This window comes from Myxococcus qinghaiensis (assembly GCF_024198215.1).
GTDB classification, from domain to species: Bacteria; Myxococcota; Myxococcia; order Myxococcales; family Myxococcaceae; genus Myxococcus; species Myxococcus qinghaiensis.
The window spans coordinates 228,424-246,628 of sequence record NZ_JAKCFA010000011.1 but is presented as its reverse complement, the minus strand read 5'-3'; the positions used below and the strand labels follow the sequence as shown (position 1 = coordinate 246,628).

The 18,205-nt window shown below is 69.0% G+C and carries 17 protein-coding genes; 10 read left to right on the top strand and 7 right to left on the bottom strand.

Translation table 11 applies throughout. The annotated features are described in order from the left end of the window. Positions 1-2: 2 nt before the first annotated feature. A complete protein-coding gene (locus tag LZ199_RS22380) occupies positions 3-1,643 on the bottom strand; it encodes a helix-turn-helix domain-containing protein (protein ID WP_253995768.1) in 1,641 nt (546 codons plus the stop codon). Positions 1,644-1,976: 333 nt separating this feature from the next. Continuing rightward, a complete protein-coding gene (gene fabF / locus LZ199_RS22375; RefSeq protein ID WP_253995767.1) occupies positions 1,977-3,221 on the bottom strand; it encodes a beta-ketoacyl-ACP synthase II in 1,245 nt (414 codons plus the stop codon). A 196-nt stretch (positions 3,222-3,417) separates the two neighbouring features. Between fabF and LZ199_RS22370 the strand changes: the two genes are divergently transcribed. The 6 genes from LZ199_RS22370 (at position 3,418) to LZ199_RS22345 (ending at position 8,236) form a co-directional block, all read left to right on the top strand. Beyond that, entirely contained in the window at positions 3,418-3,942 is a 525-nt protein-coding gene (locus LZ199_RS22370) for a PaaI family thioesterase (RefSeq protein ID WP_253995766.1), read from the top strand. Positions 3,943-3,953: 11 nt separating this feature from the next. Further along, entirely contained in the window at positions 3,954-4,553 is a 600-nt protein-coding gene (locus LZ199_RS22365; protein ID WP_253995765.1) for a TetR/AcrR family transcriptional regulator, read from the top strand. Between the two features lie 77 nt (positions 4,554-4,630). Continuing rightward, positions 4,631-6,058, top strand: coding sequence for a M61 metallopeptidase family protein (locus LZ199_RS22360; RefSeq protein ID WP_253995764.1), 1,428 nt, complete (start codon positions 4,631-4,633; stop codon positions 6,056-6,058). Positions 6,059-6,272: 214 nt separating this feature from the next. Further along, on the top strand, positions 6,273-6,542 hold the full coding sequence (locus LZ199_RS22355) for a hypothetical protein (RefSeq protein WP_163862412.1): 270 nt from the start codon (positions 6,273-6,275) through the stop codon (positions 6,540-6,542). A 123-nt stretch (positions 6,543-6,665) separates the two neighbouring features. Further along, on the top strand, positions 6,666-7,508 hold the full coding sequence (bufB, locus tag LZ199_RS22350; RefSeq protein ID WP_253995833.1) for an MNIO family bufferin maturase: 843 nt from the start codon (positions 6,666-6,668) through the stop codon (positions 7,506-7,508). After that, complete coding sequence (locus LZ199_RS22345; protein WP_253995763.1) at positions 7,505-8,236, top strand: HvfC/BufC N-terminal domain-containing protein; 732 nt, start codon at positions 7,505-7,507, stop codon at positions 8,234-8,236. Before bufB ends, LZ199_RS22345 begins: the two co-directional genes overlap by 4 nt. A gap of 42 nt (positions 8,237-8,278) precedes the next feature. Here LZ199_RS22345 and LZ199_RS22340 read toward each other — a convergent pair whose 3' ends face one another. The 4 genes from LZ199_RS22340 to LZ199_RS22325 are packed head-to-tail and all read right to left on the bottom strand — an operon-like array spanning position 8,279 to position 12,428. Beyond that, on the bottom strand, positions 8,279-9,376 hold the full coding sequence (locus LZ199_RS22340; protein WP_253995762.1) for a carboxypeptidase regulatory-like domain-containing protein: 1,098 nt from the start codon (positions 9,374-9,376) through the stop codon (positions 8,279-8,281). After that, complete coding sequence (locus LZ199_RS22335) at positions 9,376-11,022, bottom strand: caspase family protein (protein WP_253995761.1); 1,647 nt, start codon at positions 11,020-11,022, stop codon at positions 9,376-9,378. Before LZ199_RS22335 ends, LZ199_RS22340 begins: the two co-directional genes overlap by 1 nt. Before the next feature lie 11 nt (positions 11,023-11,033). Continuing rightward, positions 11,034-11,846: a hypothetical protein gene (locus LZ199_RS22330; protein ID WP_253995760.1), complete on the bottom strand. Its 813-nt coding sequence runs from the start codon at positions 11,844-11,846 to the stop codon at positions 11,034-11,036. A gap of 6 nt (positions 11,847-11,852) precedes the next feature. Next, positions 11,853-12,428, bottom strand: coding sequence for an RNA polymerase sigma factor (locus LZ199_RS22325; RefSeq protein WP_253995759.1), 576 nt, complete (start codon positions 12,426-12,428; stop codon positions 11,853-11,855). Between the two features lie 164 nt (positions 12,429-12,592). Here LZ199_RS22325 and serC point away from each other — a divergent pair, with 164 nt between their 5' ends. The 3 genes from serC (at position 12,593) to LZ199_RS22310 (ending at position 14,724) form a co-directional block, all read left to right on the top strand. Then, entirely contained in the window at positions 12,593-13,681 is a 1,089-nt protein-coding gene (gene serC, locus LZ199_RS22320) for a 3-phosphoserine/phosphohydroxythreonine transaminase (protein ID WP_253995758.1), read from the top strand. A gap of 40 nt (positions 13,682-13,721) precedes the next feature. Continuing rightward, positions 13,722-14,288 carry a chalcone isomerase family protein gene (locus tag LZ199_RS22315; protein ID WP_253995757.1) on the top strand — a complete coding sequence of 189 codons (567 nt, stop codon included), beginning with the start codon at positions 13,722-13,724 and terminating at the stop codon, positions 14,286-14,288. A gap of 187 nt (positions 14,289-14,475) precedes the next feature. Beyond that, the gene (locus LZ199_RS22310) at positions 14,476-14,724 is read left to right on the top strand and encodes a GlsB/YeaQ/YmgE family stress response membrane protein (protein ID WP_253995756.1); all 249 of its coding nucleotides are present in this window, start codon (positions 14,476-14,478) and stop codon (positions 14,722-14,724) included. 21 nt (positions 14,725-14,745) lie between these two features. On the opposite strand, the gene LZ199_RS22305 is transcribed toward LZ199_RS22310, so the two are convergent. Then, positions 14,746-15,783, bottom strand: a complete 1,038-nt coding sequence (locus LZ199_RS22305) for a PA0069 family radical SAM protein (RefSeq protein WP_253995755.1) — start codon at positions 15,781-15,783, stop codon at positions 14,746-14,748. Positions 15,784-15,921: 138 nt separating this feature from the next. Between LZ199_RS22305 and LZ199_RS22300 the strand changes: the two genes are divergently transcribed. Further along, on the top strand, positions 15,922-17,946 hold the full coding sequence (locus tag LZ199_RS22300) for a serine hydrolase (protein WP_253995754.1): 2,025 nt from the start codon (positions 15,922-15,924) through the stop codon (positions 17,944-17,946). The last annotated feature ends 259 nt before the right edge of the window (positions 17,947-18,205 follow it).

Below are 18,205 nucleotides of genomic sequence, written 5' to 3'. Positions count from 1 at the left end.
GCTCACGCGTCGCCACCCTTGCGGCGTCGGGCCGCCTTGTCCAACGAATCGTGCTTCTCGCTCCGGTCAGTGCCATTGACGTCCGGGGGGACGGACGCGCCCGCGGGGGGCGGCGGCGCGTGGTGCCGGTCCTTCTCCTTCTCCACCTTGTCGGCCTGCTCGTAGCCGAGCAGCGGGGAGAAGAAGCAGTCCTTCTTCGTGTACTCGTCGAAGGAGAAGGCGAAGCGGTAGCTGGCCGCCGCGCGCTGGTTGCAGTCGGTGCGCTCGCAGAAGCGGCAGGAGATGCCGGAGGGGATGGCATCCTTGCGCAAGTCGTTGGTGGGCAGGCCGTAGGCCAGGTACTTGGCGTTCTCCGCGTGGGTGCCCAGGCCGATGGAGTACGCGGTGCCCTTGACGATGGAGCCTTCCGTCGGCTGCAACTGCACCTTGGCGAAGCAGAAGTACGTCGTGCCGTCCGGCATGATGGAGTACTGCCGGGTGAGCTGCGACGGATTGAGGAAGGCCAGGTGCACGGCCCACTTGCCGCAGCTGCCGCCGCCGCTGGCGAAGCGGATGCCGGTGCCGCTGTAGCGCTTGGAGATGTTGCCGGCGATGTCCGAGCGCAGGAAGTGGAAGGGGATGCCCGGGCGCTTGGGGTCCGACAGGTTGCACAGCCGGTGGGCCACCGTCTCGTAGGTGGAGCCGAAGATGCTCGACAACAGCTCCACGTCGTAGCGCGTGCGCTGCACTTCCTTGAAGAAGTCTCCGTACGGGAGCATCAGCGCGCCGGCGAAGTAGTTGGCCAGGTTTACCTTGATGAGCCGCGTCGTCTCCCCGTGGCGGGTGCGCCCCGCGCCGAGGATGCGCTCCACCAGCTTCTCCTTGTCCAGCATCAACAGGCCGATGGACGCGGCGATCTGGAACTTCAGCGGCTGCTCGGTGAGGTCCGGGGACAGGGTGAGCGTCTGCTCCTCCGGGTCCAACCGGCGCACCACGGACGAGCCGCTGGGCGAGGCGTCGATGAGCACGCGGTAGCCGAAGCGCTTCTCCAACAGCTGCATCAGCTGGCCGCTGGTGAGCTGGCGCTCGATGCTGATGTCCCGCCGCAGCTCCTCCGCCTGCTCCTCCAGCTCCGGGAAGTAATTCCGGTGCGTCTCCAGGAAGTCGCTCACCTCGTCGAAGGGTGAGTAGTCGAAGCGCACGCCCGGCACGGTGCCGTTGCCCGCGCCGCCGCCCTGCGTCCGCGTGCGCTCCTCCACGTTGAGCTGCGCGAGCACGTTCTCTAGCTGCGTGCGCGTGTTCTTGTAGAGGTTGAAGAGCGCGGCCACGGTGCCGGCGAGCTTCGGCTCCGCGGACAGCGACTGGAGCGACTCCGGGTCGATGTCCAGGCTCTTGAGCAGCGGCTCGTCCAGCAGCTTCGCGAGCGCTTCGTCCACGCGCCCCTCGCCCAGCGTGGACATGAACTGCTCGGGGTCCTGGTCGAAATACCGCAGCGCCTTCCAGAGCAGCGGGAAGGGCATCACCCGCTTGCCCTTCTCGATGAGGTTCAAATACGCGGGGGAGACCCCCAGGTCCTTCGCCGCGTCCGCCTGCTTGATGTTGCGGGCGAGTCGCAGGCCCCGGAGCTTCAGGCCCACGTTGGCGTTCAGTGCGTTGTCGTTCATGGCTGAGTCGGGTCCCGTCGGAGTGCGCGTGGCCTCTCGCGCCCTCGCCCCTCTGAACCACTCTGCAAATCGATTTACCGATTTGCAATCAACGTTTTTCCAGGGGCTGTTCCCTGTGCGGCGGGCGACGGAACGGTCGTCCTCCACAGGGCGATAGCCCTTCGAGTACGTGCAACCACATGTAATCGCTGCGCTTTATCCGCGCGCGGATGTGCGTTTCAGGCGGTCTTCAACGCACGTTGTCAAAAGTTTACCGCCGCAGCGCGGCACAGCGGTTTGGCGTATTGGTAAACCGGGATTCGCGGTTTACAGGGTCATTTCCACGCGCGGGGCTCAAGCGCTCAGCCGGTGGAAGATGAGCGAGACGTTGGTGCCGCCGAAGCCGAAGGAGTTGCTCATCACCGCGTCGACGCGGGCCTCGCGCGCGACGTTGGGGACGCAGTCCAGGGTGATGAGCGGGTCCTGGTGCTGGAGGTTGATGGTGGGCGGCAGCACGCCTCGGGTGAGGGCGAGCACGCTGATGACGGCCTCGGCGGCGCCGGCCGCGCCGTTCATGTGGCCCGTCATGGACTTGGTGGAGGAGACGGCCACGGTGCTGGCGGCGTCGCCGAAGATGCGGGCGATGCCTTGAGTCTCCATCAGGTCGCCGACGTCGGTGGAGGTGCCGTGCGCATTCACGTAGCCGATGTCCGCCGGGGAGAGGCCCGCGTCCTTGAGGGCGGCGCGCATGCTGCGCTGGGCGCCCTCGTGCTCGGGGGCGGGCGTGGTGATGTGGTACGCGTCGGAGCTGGCGCCGTAGCCGGTCAGCTCCGCGAGGATGCGCGCGTTGCGGGCCTTCGCGTGCTCCAACTCCTCGAGGATGAGCATGCCCGCGCCCTCGGCGAGCACGAAGCCGTCGCGGTCCTTGTCGAAGGGGCGGCTGGCGGCCTGGGGCGCGTCGTTGCGCAGGGACAACGCGCGCATGGCCGCGAAGCCGCCGACACCGAGCAGGGAGATGGGCGCCTCGGAGCCTCCCGCCACCGCCACGTCGAACTCTCCGCGCTGGATGCCGCGCAGGGCCTCGCCGATGGCGTGCGCGCTGGTGGAGCACGCGGAGTTGGGCGCCCAGGACGGGCCCTTGAGGCCGTGGCGCAGGCTCACGTAGCCGGGCGCCATGTTGATGATCATCTGGAGGATGAAGAAGGGGCTGATGCGGTCCGGGCCCTTCTCCAGCGTGCGCCGGTGCGTCTCCTCCAGGCTTGCGATGCCGCCGATGCCGGAGCCGATGATGGTGGCGATGCGCTCGGCGTTCTCCGGCGTGACTTTCAGGCCCGAGTCCGCCAGCGCCATGTCCGCCGCCACCACGGCGAAGTGGGCGAAGCGGTCCATGCGCCGGGACTCACGCCGCTCGATGTAGTCGTCGACCTTGAAGTCCTTCACCTCGCCCGCGATTTGACAGTCGAGCGCGCTGGCGTCGAACAGGGTGATGGGCCCCACGCCGCTCTGGCCTCGCACCAGCGCCTCCCAGCTCTTCTCCACGCCCGTTCCCACGGGGCTGATGAGCCCCATTCCCGTCACCACGACGCGCCGCTTCTGCATCCGCCGCTCCCTTGGATGACACGCCAGGAAGACGAACGGCCCGGCCGCTCGTGCGCCTTCCTTTTCGTGGCGTGCGCTGCATGGCCCTTTGTATTATGACCATCATCCCATCTGGCAACTTTGATTGTCGGTGATGCGGAATATCCGGAATCCGGATGATGGTGTCCATCATTCCATGAGGGAGGAGCAGGGGCCGATGAGCGACGGGAAGACCGGGACGCGCGCGAGGACGGTGACGTGGGGAGACTTCCGCGAGGGCGTGGCGGCGGCGAAGTCGCTGTCGGGGTTGGAGTACCTGCGCGCCATCGTCCGGGGTGAGGTGCCCGGGGCGCCCATCGCGGCGCTGATGGGCTTCGCGCCGGTGGAGGTGTCGGAGGGGCGCGCGGTGTTCGTGGTGGAGCCGGCGGAGTACCACTACAACCCGATTGGCACGGTGCACGGGGGGCTGGCGGCCACGCTGTTGGACTCGGCGCTCGGGTGCGCGGTGCACAGCACGCTGCCGGTGGGCGCGGGCTACACCACGCTGGAGCTGCACGTGAACATGGTGCGCGCCATCTCCCAGGACACCGGGAAGCTGACGTGCACGGGCGAGGTCATCCACGTGGGAGGCCGCGTGGCGACGGCGCAGGCGCGGCTGACGGACGCGGACGGCAAGCTGTACGCCCACGGCACCGCCACGTGCATGGTGTTCCGACCCCCGAGCCCCGGTGGCCGGGAGTAGAGGGCGCGACGATGCGGTACGCACCCGAGCACAAGCAGGCCACCCGCGAGCGAATCCTCTCGGCGGCGCAGACGCTCTTCCGCAAGGAGGGCTTCGCGGGCGCGAGCGTGGAGCGCGTCATGAAGGCCGCGGGGCTGACGGTGGGAGGCTTCTACGCCCACTTCGCCTCGAAGGAGACCCTGCTCGCGGAGTCCGTGCGCGCGTTCTTCCAGCAGCAGCAGGTGCGCTGGTTCGGCGGGCTCGAGGGGCTGCGCGGCGCGGAGTTCCTGGACCCCTTCGTGCGGCGCTACCTCAACCCCCACATCCGCGACAACATGGAGACGGGCTGCGTGATGCCGTCGGTGTTGTCGGACCTGACGCGCGGGACGCCCGAGGCCCGCGAGGCGCTCGCGCAAGGCGTGGAGACGCTGGCGACGGAGCTGGCGACCCATGTCCCAGGGGAAGGGGGCCTCACCGGGCGACAGCGGGCGCTGGCCACGGTGGCGCTGCTCTTCGGCGCGATGACGCTCGCGCGGGCGGCGAAGCACCTGCCCGTCTCGGATGAAATCCTGGAGGCCGCGCGCGCCTTCCTGCTCGCGGGCGGCGCGCCGCCTCCGAAAAAGCGACACTGAGGGGACAGGGAGGCCCGAGCGTGGTGCTCGCCTCCTCCGCACCGTGCCTCCGGGCCGGGGGGTCGTTGGAGGTGGTGATGTCCTTCGCGCGCGGCCGCTGGGTGCTGGGGGTGCTCGCCGCCCTCTTGGGGCTGTCCTGTCTGGGCGTGCCGAGACCGCGTGCCGCGAAGGACCCGGCGGCGCTGCGCTACAACATCACCTACGTTCGCGAGCCCGCGCATGCGCTCGACGTGGAGGTGGTGCTGGTGCGGGGCACTCCGCGCGCGTTCCGCTTCACGCAGCCGGGTGGGGTGCGCGCCGTGAGCGCGTTTCGCGAGGACGGTGAGCGGCTCGAGTTGCGCGTGAGCGATGAGGGCCTGGTCCTGCTCCCCGCGAACATCCGCTTCCTGCGCTACCGCTATGAGCTGGATGCACGCCACGGCTCGCGCGGGGCCAGCCTGTTCTCGGGCGGAGGCGAAGGCGACGCGCGGCACGTCGCGGGCCGCGTGTACCTCATCCGTCCCAACCAGGCGCCGCCCGACCTGCGCGTGGAGCTGGTCGTCGAGGGCGTGGACGCGCTGCTGCCCTGGCAACCGGATGACACCGGCCTGTATCGGCTCCGCGCCGAGGACCTGGTGGACTCGGGCTTCCATGGCTTTGGAGGGCGCCGCTGTCAGGTGGTGTTGCCGGACGCGGTGCTGGACGTGGCGGTGCTCGGCCACTTCACCTCGGTCGACGACACCCAGGTCTGTGGCTGGTTGAAGCAGGCCGCGCAAGAGGTGCGCACCGTGCGCCGTGCGTTTCCGTATCCGCGCGCCACCGTGCGCGTCATCCCCGTGCCCGGACACGAGGGCCCCAGCCTCTTCGGCATGGTGCTCTGGAGCTCGCCACCGAGCATCTCCGTGCTCGTGGGACAGGAGGCGAGCGCGGACTCCTTCGCGCGGGACTGGGTGGTGCTGCACGAACTGCTCCACCTGACGCATCCGGCGTTCCTGCCGCGCGTGCCGTGGTTGTCGGAGGGGCTGGCCACCTACTTCACGGAGCTGGCCCGCGCGCGCTCGGGGCGGCAGAGCGCCGAGCGGGCCTGGGAGGAGCTGGTGGATGGCTTCTCGCGAGGGCGGCGCGCGGCGGGAGCCCGCACGATGGAAGAGGTCATCACCGATGGAGACTTCGCGCTGGGGACCTATTGGACGGGCGCGCTCTTCGCGTTGCATCTCGATGTGGAAATCCGCCGTGTCACTGGAAACCAGCGACAACTGGAGGATGTGTTGGAGTTGCTCGCGGAGCGCGGGAGCACCTCGACGTTCGGTGCATTCGGCGGGGCGGTGGACGCCGTCGCGGGGCAGCCGCTGTTCGATGGCTTGCTCGCGCGGCACCTCCGGCGTGTGGCTTTTGTGGAGCAGGAAGGTCTGCTAGAAGCGCTGGGTGTATCGGCGGGAGCGGAGGGCATCAAGCTGGTGCCTGCCCGGGACAGCTCGTTGCGCGAGGCGATGGTAGGTGTTCGTCGCCAGGAGGCCTCGCGATGAATGGCGAGGCGGTCGGTAACCGGCGGGCAGACAATTGCGTATCGGATGCATCCGTGAGCTCCCGCCCTCCGTAAATGAGGTCCGCCATGTCCAGAACCCCGTTGGCCGAATCCCGTGGGCGCGCATTGCGCTCCTGGGGCCGACAGGGTGCTGGGGCTCCACGCAGTCCACACCGTAGTTCCCCCTCAACGAAGCACCGAAAGGAAGCAACCCCATGAACGCGAAGGCTCTTGCGGCGATTGTCGGCACCCTGTCCCTGGCCTCCCTCGCCACCGGCTGTGCCTCCACCAAGTCGGCGGAGGCCACGCCGGCCGCCGCGGAGAAGGGCGCCGAGGGCTCCTGTGGCGCCGCGAAGACGGACGGCAAGGGCGCCGAGGCCGGCTGCGGCGCGCAGAAGCAGGAGGGCGCCCCCGCGGCGACTCCGGAGAAGGGCGCCGAGCACGGCTGCGGCGCTGGCGGCTGCAACGGCCAGAAGAAGGAGTAGTCCGCGGCGCACCAGGGGCGGGTGAAGACACCCACCCCTCGCGCCGACCTCCGGGCGGTGGGAAGAGCACCTCCCGCCGCCCGGTTTATTTGTCTCTCGGGGAGGTGGCTGACCGTGGTGGCGATGACGTACGCGCGAAGACACGGACTTTCGCCCCTGGGCGTGGGCATCGGTCTGCGCCGGAGCTTCTACGAGGAGCTGCCCCGAACCCACCGGACGCTCGACTGGGTGGAGATCATCCCGGAGAACTTCCTCTCGCTCGGAGGCCGCTCCCAGCGCGCGCTGGACGCGTGTGCCGAGCGCTGGCCGGTGTTGCCGCACGGCGTGGGGTTGGACATCGGCGGGCCGGACGCGCTGGACGAGGACTACGTCACGGGGCTCGCGGCGCTCGTGAAGCGCGTGGACGCGCCGTTCTTCTCGGACCACCTGTGCTACTCGCGGCTGGGCGGCGTGTACCTGCATGACCTGCTGCCGCTGCCCTTCACCGAGGCCGTCGTCGAGCATGTGGTGCCTCGCGTGCGCGAAGTCGTCGCGCGCGTGGGCCGGCCGTTCCTGCTGGAGAACCCGAGCTACTACGCGAACATGCCCGGCGGCACGCTGTCGGAGGCGGACTTCCTGCGCAACGTGGTGGAGGAGGCCGACTGCGGGCTGCTGTTGGACGTGAACAACGTCTACGTCAACGCGCGCAACCACGGCTATGACGCCCGCGCCTTCGTGGACGCGCTACCGTTGGAGCGCGTGGTGCAAATCCACCTCGCGGGCCACACCACGTATCCGGACGTCATCATCGACACGCACGGCGACCGCGTCTGCGACGATGTGTGGTCGCTGTACCGCTACGTGCTGGCGCGCACCGGGCCGGTGTCCACGCTCATCGAATGGGACCAGGACATCCCGTCGATGGAGGCGGTGCTGGACGAGGCGGACCTGGCGCGCGCGGCGCTGCGGGAAGGGGCGGGGCGATGAAGCCTTCGCTGAAGCACTTCTTCGACAGCATGGGGAGCTACCTGGCGCGGCCGGGTGACGAGTCGCTGCAGCGGCTCTACTCCGCGCATCCGGAGTGGCGCGCGCCCTCTACGCGCGTGTCCATCTACGGCGACTTCGTGCGAGGCCACATCCGCACCGCGGTGGAGAAGCTCTTCCCGCTGCTGCGAGGCGCGGTGGGCGCGGAGACGTGGAACGCGCTGGTGGAGGACTACACGCTGACGCGGCCCGCGCGGCACCACGAGGTGAACCGCGTGGGCGAGGGCTTCCCGGCCTTCATCGCGGATGCGGTGTCGTCGCGAGGGCTCCCCCCGTACGCACCCGCGCTGGCGCGCTTCGAGTGGTCCGACTTCGCGGTGTTCGCCTCGCAAGCGGCGGCGCCCGAGCCCGTGGAGCGCCTGACGCCGAATCCCACGTTGGTGGTGCTGGAGCAGCCGTTCCGAATCTGCGCCTGGGTGCGCGCCCGGGGCCAGGGCGTGACGAGGGAGCCTGAGGCAGGAGACGAGCTGGCGCTGCTCTGGCGTCATCCGGAGCTCCTGGTGACGTACTACCAGGAGGCCACGCCGCCCGCGCTGCTGGTGCTGAAGATGGCGGTGGAGGGCTTGTCCGCGCCAGAGGTGGCGGCGGCCACGGGAATGCCCGAGGCCGACATCCTGGACGCGGTGGCGCGGCTGTCGCGCGACGGCCTGGTGCTGGCGCCCCCCGCGTGAATCGCGTGCTTCGCGTGCCTCGGACGAAGGGCTCCTGACGCCTCAGTGGCGCAGGGAGCACACCTGTCCGACGGCGGAGTCCTCGCAGCGCGACGCGCCCGGGCACTCCACGTCCTGGGTGCAGGACACCGTGCACTGTCCCTCCAGGCACAGCCCGTCCGGCAGGCCGAGCTTCTGGCAGCGCGTATCGTCCGCGCACTCCGCGCCGAGCTGAAGCAGCGCGCGGCAGCCCTGGAAGCGCGCCGGGTCCGGGAGGCAGCTGCCTTGCTGGCAGGTGAAGCCCGCTTCGCACCGGCTCGCCACGCGGTCCTCGTCGTTCATGGACTCGGTGCACTGCTTCACGCAGGTGGCGACACCCTCGGCGAGGAGCTGGCACGCCGCGCCCTCCGCGCAGCTCCCGTTGACATCACACGCGCCGCAGCGCGGGCCCACCGCTCCGCAGCGGAAGCCCTTGCAGACCATCCCCGCGCCGCACTGCCCATCCAGCAGGCACTCGACGCAGTTGCCGCCCGGGCCGCACATCAGTCCGTCCGCGCAGCCCGTCAGGCCGCAGCGGTTGACGAGCTCCGCGTTGGGCTCCAGCTCCACGCGCAGCTCCTTCTTCTCGCCCGAGCCCACACACGCCTCGGCCTGCACCCCGGAGAAGCCCACGCCGGCGATGCTCAACCCGTAGCACCCGTCCGGCAGGGGCCCCACGCGCAGCCGCCCCGCGCCATCCAGGACGAGCCGCTCGAAGGGCGTGTCCAGCACGGACACCTCCACGCCGGCCACCCGCTCGCCATGCGAGGCCTTCACCCGCATCTCGAAGAAGCCCGCGTCTCGGGGCGCCACGCGCGAGAGCTTCACCGACTGGCCGCCCGACACCTTCACGGACACCCGCGTCGCCTTCTCCGCCGTGGCGACCACGAACAGCTCCGCGGGCCCCGTGGGCACGCCCTCCAGCTTGAACCGCCCCTCAACGTCCACCGACGAGCGCACGTCATGGGCCCCCACCAGGGACACCACCGCCACCGCCGGGTCGAACTCCGTGAGCTGCCCTTCGATGGTCCCCACTCGCAGCGGCGCGTTCTCCAGGTTGCCGCACGCCCCCGCTCCCAGCAGCAGGACGACTCCCAACGCGATGTGTTGTCTCGAACCCATCAGAATCGATACCCCACACCGGCCCAGCCGCCGGTGAATCCCACGGCCTGTCCCTCACCATCCACCACCACGTACGTCAGCATGAGCTGCGCCTGGGTCATCAATTCCAGACGTTCACCCACCCGCACCACCATTCCTCCCACCACGCCGGGGCTGACGGTGAAGAAGCGCTGCCCGCTGACGAAGGTGTCCACCTCGAAGGACCGCCCCAGGTACAGGGCGGCCACACGAGGACCGGCGAACAGCGTCAATCTTTCCCATCGCCACAGGTAAGGCAGGGCCATGCCGGCCGAAAAGGTCGTGTAGCGGAAGGAGATTTCGTCGTCGGGTTGGAGCTGGAGCGCGCGCCGGCCCGTGCTGAAGCCCACGTCGAACAGGAGGCCGAAGTCGCGCAGCGGACGGTCCTCCAGCCGCAGCGACACGGCCACCTCCGGCGCCAGCGGCAACAGCTCCTTGCGGCTGCGCGCGTCAGCGAAGGTGAACATGCCCCCGAGCAGCGACAGCGAGCGCCGGGGGAAGGCCTCCGACAGGAGCTGCTCCAGCGGCAGCCGCTCCCCGGCGCTGACCTCCACGTCGCGGCGCATCAGCACCGCGTCGCCCTTGGTCAGCTCCACCGTGCGCTTGCCGGGCGTCACCGCCGCGCCTCCCGGCAGCTCCGTGCGCGTCTCGCCGTCCACCTTCAGCGTGAAGCCATCCAACCGGGGGTTGTAGGAGAACAGCTCCGGCCGGCCCGTCCGGGCGATGTTGCCCGACAGCACCACCGGGTCCGCGCCCACTTCCAGGATTTCCGCCGACGGGCGCTGCCGGCCCTCGGTGAAGGCGAAGGTGCGCCTGCGCGCGTAGTCGTGCGCCTCCGTCGCGGTGACGGCGCCGTCGGTGTTGCGGTCCGCGCCGCCGCCCAGGCCCTCGACGAGGAAGTGCGTGTAGATGTCGTTGCGCAGCCCCTCGTCCTCGCGCGCCGTCTCGCCCCAGTCACAGGCGGCGAACACCATGGACGCTCGCGAGGACTCCTCCAGGGGCCGCGCGTAGAAGCCCGACTTGACGCCCGACAGCTCCTTCTCCAGCTCCTTGGGCAACAGCGACTTGCCGTTGCCGCTGTGACAGGATGCGAGCACCAGGAGCCTGCGGCGACTGGAGAGCGCGTCGAATTCCGCCTTCAGCATGTCCATGGACAACGCCGTCTGGGCGATGGCGCGATAAGAAGCGTCGCGCGTCACCAGGAAGCGGCGCAGCTCGCCCGTGGCGTCCCGGGCCAGGGTGCCGTGCGCGGAGAAGTAGACCACGACGACGTCGTCCGGACGGTGGGCCTGCTTTCGCAGCTCCCGCAGCGCCGCGAGGATGGCCGCGCGCGTCGTCTCCTCGGGCCGCGTGAGCACGCGCACCTGGTCGAACCGCCCGCGCGCCGGGTCCAACATCGCCGCCGCCAGGTCCGTGGCGTCCTTGGCGGGGTAGCGCAGGCCGCGCCAGTGCGGGTCATCGAACTCGGAGATGCCCACCAGCAGCGCCATGCGCCGGGGCGTGTACGCGCTCGACAGCGCCTCCTCGTCGAGCCGCAGCGGCACCAGTCCGCCCTTCTCCGTCCCCTGGGACGAAGGAGTCGCGCACGCCGTCAGCGCCACCAGCAGGATGGGAAGAAGGTTCCTCACGGTTACCCGAATCAGGGCTGATTCTGGCCGCTTCGAACGCGGACGTCGAACCTCGTCACCGCCAGCGTGCCTTGTTCCCACCGCTCACCTTCACCCACCAGCACGCGCTTCACCTCGTCCGGGGAGGGCTCCAGTCCGGCGGGAGAAGCGGCCAGCCACAGCGTCAGCGGGCCGGACTCTCCCTCCAGGCTGACCCCGGAGAGCCCCTGGGGGCCCTGCAGGTCATGCGTCCCCGCCTCCAGCGCGAAGGTTCCGAGCAGCTGGGGCTCCTCGCCCTCGCGCCGCTGGAAGAGCAGGGCGGTGCCCGCCTCGGTGGCGTGGTAGCGCAAGAGGAGCACGTCGTCGGAGTCCACCAGGGTGTCCGGGTCCAACCGGCGCAGGGCCCCATCCGAGCCCTTGGCCACCACCGCCAGCTCCAGCGCGATTCGGCCCACCTGGCCCTTCACGCCCGGCTCCTGGGACGCGGTTCCCAGCTCCACTCCGGAGCCGCCCTGGCGCAGCCGGGGGACCACGAGAATCGCGAGCAGGCCCGCGGCCACCGCTCCGGCGATGAGGCCCCATCGTCGAGTGTCCACGCGAGGCTTGCGCAGCTCCCGGCGCACCCGTGCGAAGCCCACCTCATCCAGCGGGGCGTCGGCGCGGGGCGGGGCCAGGGCGAGGAGCACGGCGTCCACCTGTCCATCCAGGACGTCGGGGCCGGAGTGGGTGGCGAGGAAGCCTTCACACACCTCGCACGCGGTGGCCAGGTGCTCGCGGAAGTACGTCACCGCGTCCGGCTCACGACGGGCAAGGGCGCGCAGCGCCTCGTCATCCAGGTGTCTCATGACCTCTCACTCCCACCGACCGGCGAGCACTCGCCGCAGCAACTCTCTCTTGATACGACCCCGGAAGCGCTCGAGTCTCATCGTCACCGCGCTTTTCCCCACACCCAGCTGCTCGGCAATCTCCCGCGCCGACAGCTCTCCTTCGATATAGAAAAGCTGGACTGTCCGCTTCTCTTCTCCCTCGGGCAGCTCGGAGATGAGCTGGCGGACCACTTCGATGTCCCGCTCCAGCTGGAGGGCCTCCGGCAGGGCGGGCACCGTCTCCGGCTCCGGGTCCGCGATGTCGTCTTCCAGGCGCCGCAGGCTCGCCTTGCGCTCCAGCCGCGTCCGGGCCCGGTTGCGAGCGATGGACAGGAGCCACGCCTCGAAGGCGCCGGCTTCCTTGAGCCGGGGCAGGGCACGGAAGGCCCGGACGAAGGTCTCCTGGATGACGTCTTCCACCTCGTCGGAGTCGAGCGGGCCGAACCCCGCCATCAGCCTCGCCACGAGGGGACGAGTGCGCCGGTACAGCTCACTGAAGGCGGAAGTCTCCCCACTCGCCGCGCGCCGCACCCACTCCGCCAGTCCCTCCGTGGAACCCACCTGTCCTCCTAGACCTCCGGAAGTGGCCGGTGGCCACGCGTCCGGCTCGACTGGCCCCTGACCGCCCGAGGAAGCGGGTGGAGCGGGGCGCTTCCTACTGGCTCCCAGGGGGGCGTCGGGGGGAAGAATGCGTCCCGCCGTTTCATTTCCGCGAGGACCCCGCCATGCGCGTCATCAACTTCAACCCTGGCCCCGCCGGCCTGCCCCTGCCCGCCCTGGAGCGCGCCCGGGACGAGCTGCTCGACTTCCAGGGCTCCGGCATGTCCGTGATGGAGCACAGCCACCGGGGCAAGGAATACGAGGCCGTCCACGACGAGGCCATTGCCCTGCTGACCGAGCTGACGGGACTGCCGTCCACCCACCAGGTGCTCTTCCTCACCGGCGGCGCGTCCCAGCAGTTCGCGCAGGTGCCGATGAACTTCCTCACCCCCGACACGAGCGCGGACTACCTCATGACGGGCGTGTGGAGCGAGAAGGCGCTCGACGAGGCGCGGTACTACGGCAAGGCGCGCGTCGCGGTGACGACGGTGCAGCCCGACAAGCACTACACGCGGGTGCCGCGCCAGGACGAGCTGAAGCTGGACCCCCAGGCCGCGTACGTCCACCTGACGAGCAACAACACCATCTACGGCACCCAGTGGCACACGGTGCCGGACGTGGGCACCGTTCCCCTGGTGGCGGACATGAGCTCCGACTTCCTGTGGAAGAAGATGGACCTGTCGCGCTACGGGCTCGTCTACGCCGGCGCGCAGAAGAACCTGGGCCCCTCCGGCGTGACGCTGGTGGTGGCGGCCAGGGACTTCATCGCGCGAGGGCGCAAGGACATCCCGAAAATCTTCCGCTACTCCATCCACGCGGAGAACAACTCGCTCTACAACACGCCCCCCACGCTGGCCATCTACCTGGTGCGCAACGTGCTCGCGTGGATGAAGAGCGTGGGCGGCCTTTCGCAGGTGGAGGCGTGGAACCGCCAGAAGGCGGAGCTCCTGTACGGCGCGCTCGACACGCACTCCGGCTTCTACCGGGCGCCGGTGGAGCGCGAGTCCCGTTCAGTGATGAACGTCGTGTTCCACCTGCCCACGCCGGAGCTGGACGCGGCCTTCGTCGCTGACGCGAAGCAGCAAGGAATGGTGGGCCTGAAGGGGCACCGCACGGCGGGGGGAATCCGGGTTTCCACGTACAACGCCGTGACTGTGGAGAATGTGCGCACCCTCGTCACCTTCATGGAACATTTCGTGAAGACCCGTGGGTAGTCTCCGTCGAACTCGCGGAACAACTCATCTGGAGGGTTTCATGAAAGCCACGCTGCCCGCCGTCGCGCTCTGCCTGCTGTTCGCCGTCCCCGCATTCGCCAAGGAAGTGGAAGTGGCCGGGGTGAAGTATCCGGAAACCGCCAAGGTGGGCGACAAGGAGCTGAAGCTCAACGGTGTGGGCCTTCGCAAGAAGTTCGTCGTCAAGGTCTACACGGTGGGGTTGTACCTGGAGACGCCGTCGAAGGATGCCGCGCAGGTCCTGGCCGCGGACGAGAGCAAGCGCGTCCGCATGTACATGCTGCGGGACTTGGACAAGAAGACCATCACCGAGGCCATCGTCGACGGCTTCAAGAAGAACGCGGGCGCGAAGATGCCGGCGCTCCAGGAGCGGCTGAACACCTTCACGGCGGAGATTCCCGACCTGAAGAAGGGCGACGAGCTCATCCTCACGTACATCCCGGGCACGGGCACGCAGATCCAGAGCAAGAAGGAGGGCGAGAAGATCTCCGTGGCGGGCAAGGACTTCGCGGACGCGCTCTTCTCGGTGTGGCTGGGCAAGGACCCGGTGGATGACGGCCTGAAGGACGGGATGCTCGGCAAGGACTGAGTCCGTCGTCCCGCGTCGAGTCACCTGGAGGCGCTCCGTGTCTCGGACCGAGGCACGGGGCGCCTTCCTCGTTTTCGGACCGCCCCGGGGACGCTTGAAATACGTCGATGCGTGGCGCGTAGTAGGAACGTGCCCGGCTGCACGGCGACGCCGGGTCTGATAGCAACCGGCCGGTCAGGAGGACGACATGGGAATTTGCGCGTGGCTGGTGCTGGGCGGAATCGCGGGTTGGCTGGCGAGCATCATCAAGGGCACGAATGCGAGGATGGGGATGTTCGCCAACATCGCCACCGGCATCGTCGGTTCGATGCTGGGCGGCTGGCTGTTCAGCCTGCTGGGCGGCCGGGGCGTGACGGGGCTCAACCTCTACTCGCTGGCGGTGGCCACGGTGGGGGCGGTCATCCTCATCAGCATCGTCCAGGCGATACGCAAATAGCGCCTGGGGCCCCTGCCGCCTTCAGAAGAGGCTGAGCTGGGGTGACGGTGGAGGCTTGCGCGGCGGACGTCGGAAGGTGTCCGGCGCGTCCTCGGTGATGAAGGAGGTGCGCAAGCCGACCTTGCGCGCCGTCGTTTCGAAGAGGCGGTGGATGGTCTCCGCGTAGAGGCCTTCGCCGCGCATGCGGTGCTTGAAGCGGGAGTCGTTGAGCTCCCCACCGCGAATCTCCCGGATGCGGTGCAGGACGCGCTCGGCGCGCAGCGGCAGCTTGGCGCGCAGCCGCTCCTCGAAGACGTCCTTCACGGGCCCAGGCAGGCGCACCAGGGTGAAGTGCGCGCGGGTGGCGCCGGCTTCCCGCACGGCGGTGAGCACACGGGAGATGTCCTCGTCGTTGAGCCCCGGGATGATGGGGGCCACGGAGACGGCCACGTTGAGGCCGGCCTCGGAGAGGCGGCGGATCGCGAGCAGCCGCCGCTGGGGCGACGCCGCGTAGGGCTCCATGGCGCGAGCGATTTCGGCGTTGTGGAAGGGCAGGCTGACGCTGACCCAGAGCCGGGCCTCGCGGGAGATGCGCTGGAGCACGTCGAGGTCCCGCTCGATGAGCACGCCCTTGGTGATGATGCCCACGGGGTTGCGGTACTCGGCGCAGACCTCCAGGCAGGCGCGCGTGAGGCGCAAGGAGGCCTCCAGCGGCTGGTAGCAGTCGGTGACGCCGCTGAAGACGACCGTCTCTCCCTTCCAGGACGGGCGCTCGAAGTGCTCTCGCAGCAGCTCCGCGGCGCGGGGCTTCACGACGAGCTTCGTCTCGAAGTCCGTGCCCGCGCCGAAGTCGAGGTACTGGTGCGTGGGCCGCGCGTAGCAGTACGCGCAGGCGTGGAGGCAGCCGCGATAGGGATTGACGCTCCAGCTGAAGCCCACGTCGGGGCTGTCGTTGTGCGAGACGACCTGCTTGCTGTGGTCCTCGAAGACTTCCAGCCGCGACGGAGGAATCTCGTCGAGGTACTCCATCGCGGTGCTTGCCCACGGGTTGGGCGGATTGTCGATGGGCCGGGCCTTCACGCGCCCAGGGTGGGGCTGAAAGCGCGTTCAGTCAAGGGCTAGAACGCCGGTCGTTTTCTTCGGTCCAGGGCTGAGGAGAAATGCGCGCTCGGTTCGTTTCCTGTCGGCAGCACCAACGTCACGCAGGAGCACTCGAGCATGAAGTCTTTTGGAATGAAGCCGCTGCTGACAGTCCTGTCAGTGCTGGTGGTCTCCCTCGTGGGATGCGGGGTTCCGGAGGAGGAGTCCCACGCCTCCGCGGGTTCCACCTCCCAGGCCCTGGCCGGTCCCTATGATGCCTGGGTTGCCCGCCACGCGCTCACCGCCGCCCAATATCAGACGGAGTTCAACACCTGGACGGGGCAGGGCTATCGGCTCTCCTATGTCAGCGGTTACGAGGACGGGGGCAGCGCCCGCTACGCGGCCATCTGGGAACAGACGAGCGGCCCGGCCTGGCGGGCCTTCCACGGGCTGACCTCCGCGCAGTACCAGACCACCGCTGTCACTCAGCATGCGCAGGGCTACCGCCCGGTGGTGGTCAACGGGTACAGCGTCGGAGGCGTCGCCTACTTCGCGGTCATCTTCCACTCGGACGGTGTCGCCGCGTGGGTGGCCCGTCATGATTTGAGCGCGGCCCAGTACCAGACGGAGTTCAACACCTGGACCGGGCAGGGCTACCGGCTGGTGCACGTCAGCGGCTACACGTCCGGTGGCGCGGAGCGCTACGCGGCGGTCTGGGAGCAGACCAGCGGGCCGGCCGCGCGGGCCTACCACGGGCTGACCGCGGCCCAGTACCAGTCCACGTTCAATACCAACGCGTCCCAGGGCTACCAGCTCGCGAAGGTCAGCAGCTACAACGTGGGGGGCACGGACCGGTACGCGGCCATCTTCCATGCGTCCTCGGGGATTCCGGTCGCCGCGCGTCATGGCCTCACCTCCGCCGCGTATCAGCAGGCCGCGATGGACCTCAAGAACCAGGGCTATCGCCCCGTCGTGGTGACGGCGCACAACAATGGGAGCCAGCCCGAGTTCGCGCTCGTCTGGCAGAACCTCACGTTCAGCGCGGCCGACCTGGAGCACATCGACGACACCGTCCAGCAGGCGATGGCCAACTCGAACACCGTCGGCCTGTCGCTGGCCATCACCCGCAAGGGGCGCCTCGTGTTCGCCAAGGGGTATGGCCTGGCCGACCAGGGCAACAACACGCCGGTCAACTCCTCCCACCGCTTCCGCGTCGCCAGTGTGTCCAAGCCGATGACGTCCATCGGCATCATGAAGCTGATTGAAAACGGCCAGATTCAGCTGACGGACCGCGTCTTCGGCAGGGGCGGCTTGCTCGGCGAGACGTTCGGCGCGCAGAGCACCTACCGGGACAGCCGCGTCCTGAACATCACCGTCCAGCACCTGCTGGAGCACACCGCGGGCGCCTGGGACAACGACGGCGCCGATGGGACGGGTGACCCCATGTTCATGAACACGGGCATGAATCACGCGCAGCTCATCCAGTGGGTGTTGCAGAACGTGCCGCTCGAGTTCGCGCCGGGGACGACGTACCAGTACTCGAACTTCGGCTACAGCGTCCTCGGTCGCATCATCGAGCGCGTCACGGGGCTGACCTATGACGCCTATATGCGCAACACCGTGTTCACCCCCAGCGGCGCCACCAGCTTCGCCGTGGGTGGCGATACCCTGGCCGCGCGTCTGCCGAACGAGGTCGTCTACTACCAGCTGGGCGCGGGAGCCTTCAATCCGTACGGCATGCCGGTGCGTCGCATGGATGCGCACGGCGGCTGGGTCGTCACGCCCATCGACCTGCTGCGCGTCGCCGTGCGAGCAGACGGGTACTCGACCGTTCCAGATCTCCTGAACGCAAGCACCCTCACCACGATGACCACGCGCACGACGGCGCCCGACACCTTGGGCAACGCCGTCAACTACGCCAAGGGCTGGTCGGTGAACAGCCTCCCCAACTGGTGGCACGGCGGCTACGTCCCGGGCACGCTGGCTCAATTGGTGCGGACCGATGACCGCTATGGGCCCAGCCGCACCGAGGAGTTCGCCTGGTCCGTCATGACCAACTCCAACAACCGAGCCGGCTCGGGCACGTCCGACATCAACCTCGACGGCCTCATGTGGAACGTCGTGAACGGCGTCAGCGCCTGGCCCGCGCACGACCTGTTCTGACCCAGGTCGCGACCGGACCTTCCGGCAAGGACTCGCAGGACCGGCGGGGCTCGCAAGGGCCTCCGCCGGTCCGTGAGGCGTTGGAGGCCATGTGCGGCATGCGTGCTCATGAAAGGGCCCCGCTGCCTGGTGACCCCCTCAAGCACAACGCAACCTTGAACACCACCAGCAAATCAGGGTGGCCCTGGATGCCGCGCACGGATGAGAGTCATTGTCACCCCAGTCACGAAAGGCTGGCGGCCAATCCAGACAAAGCCAA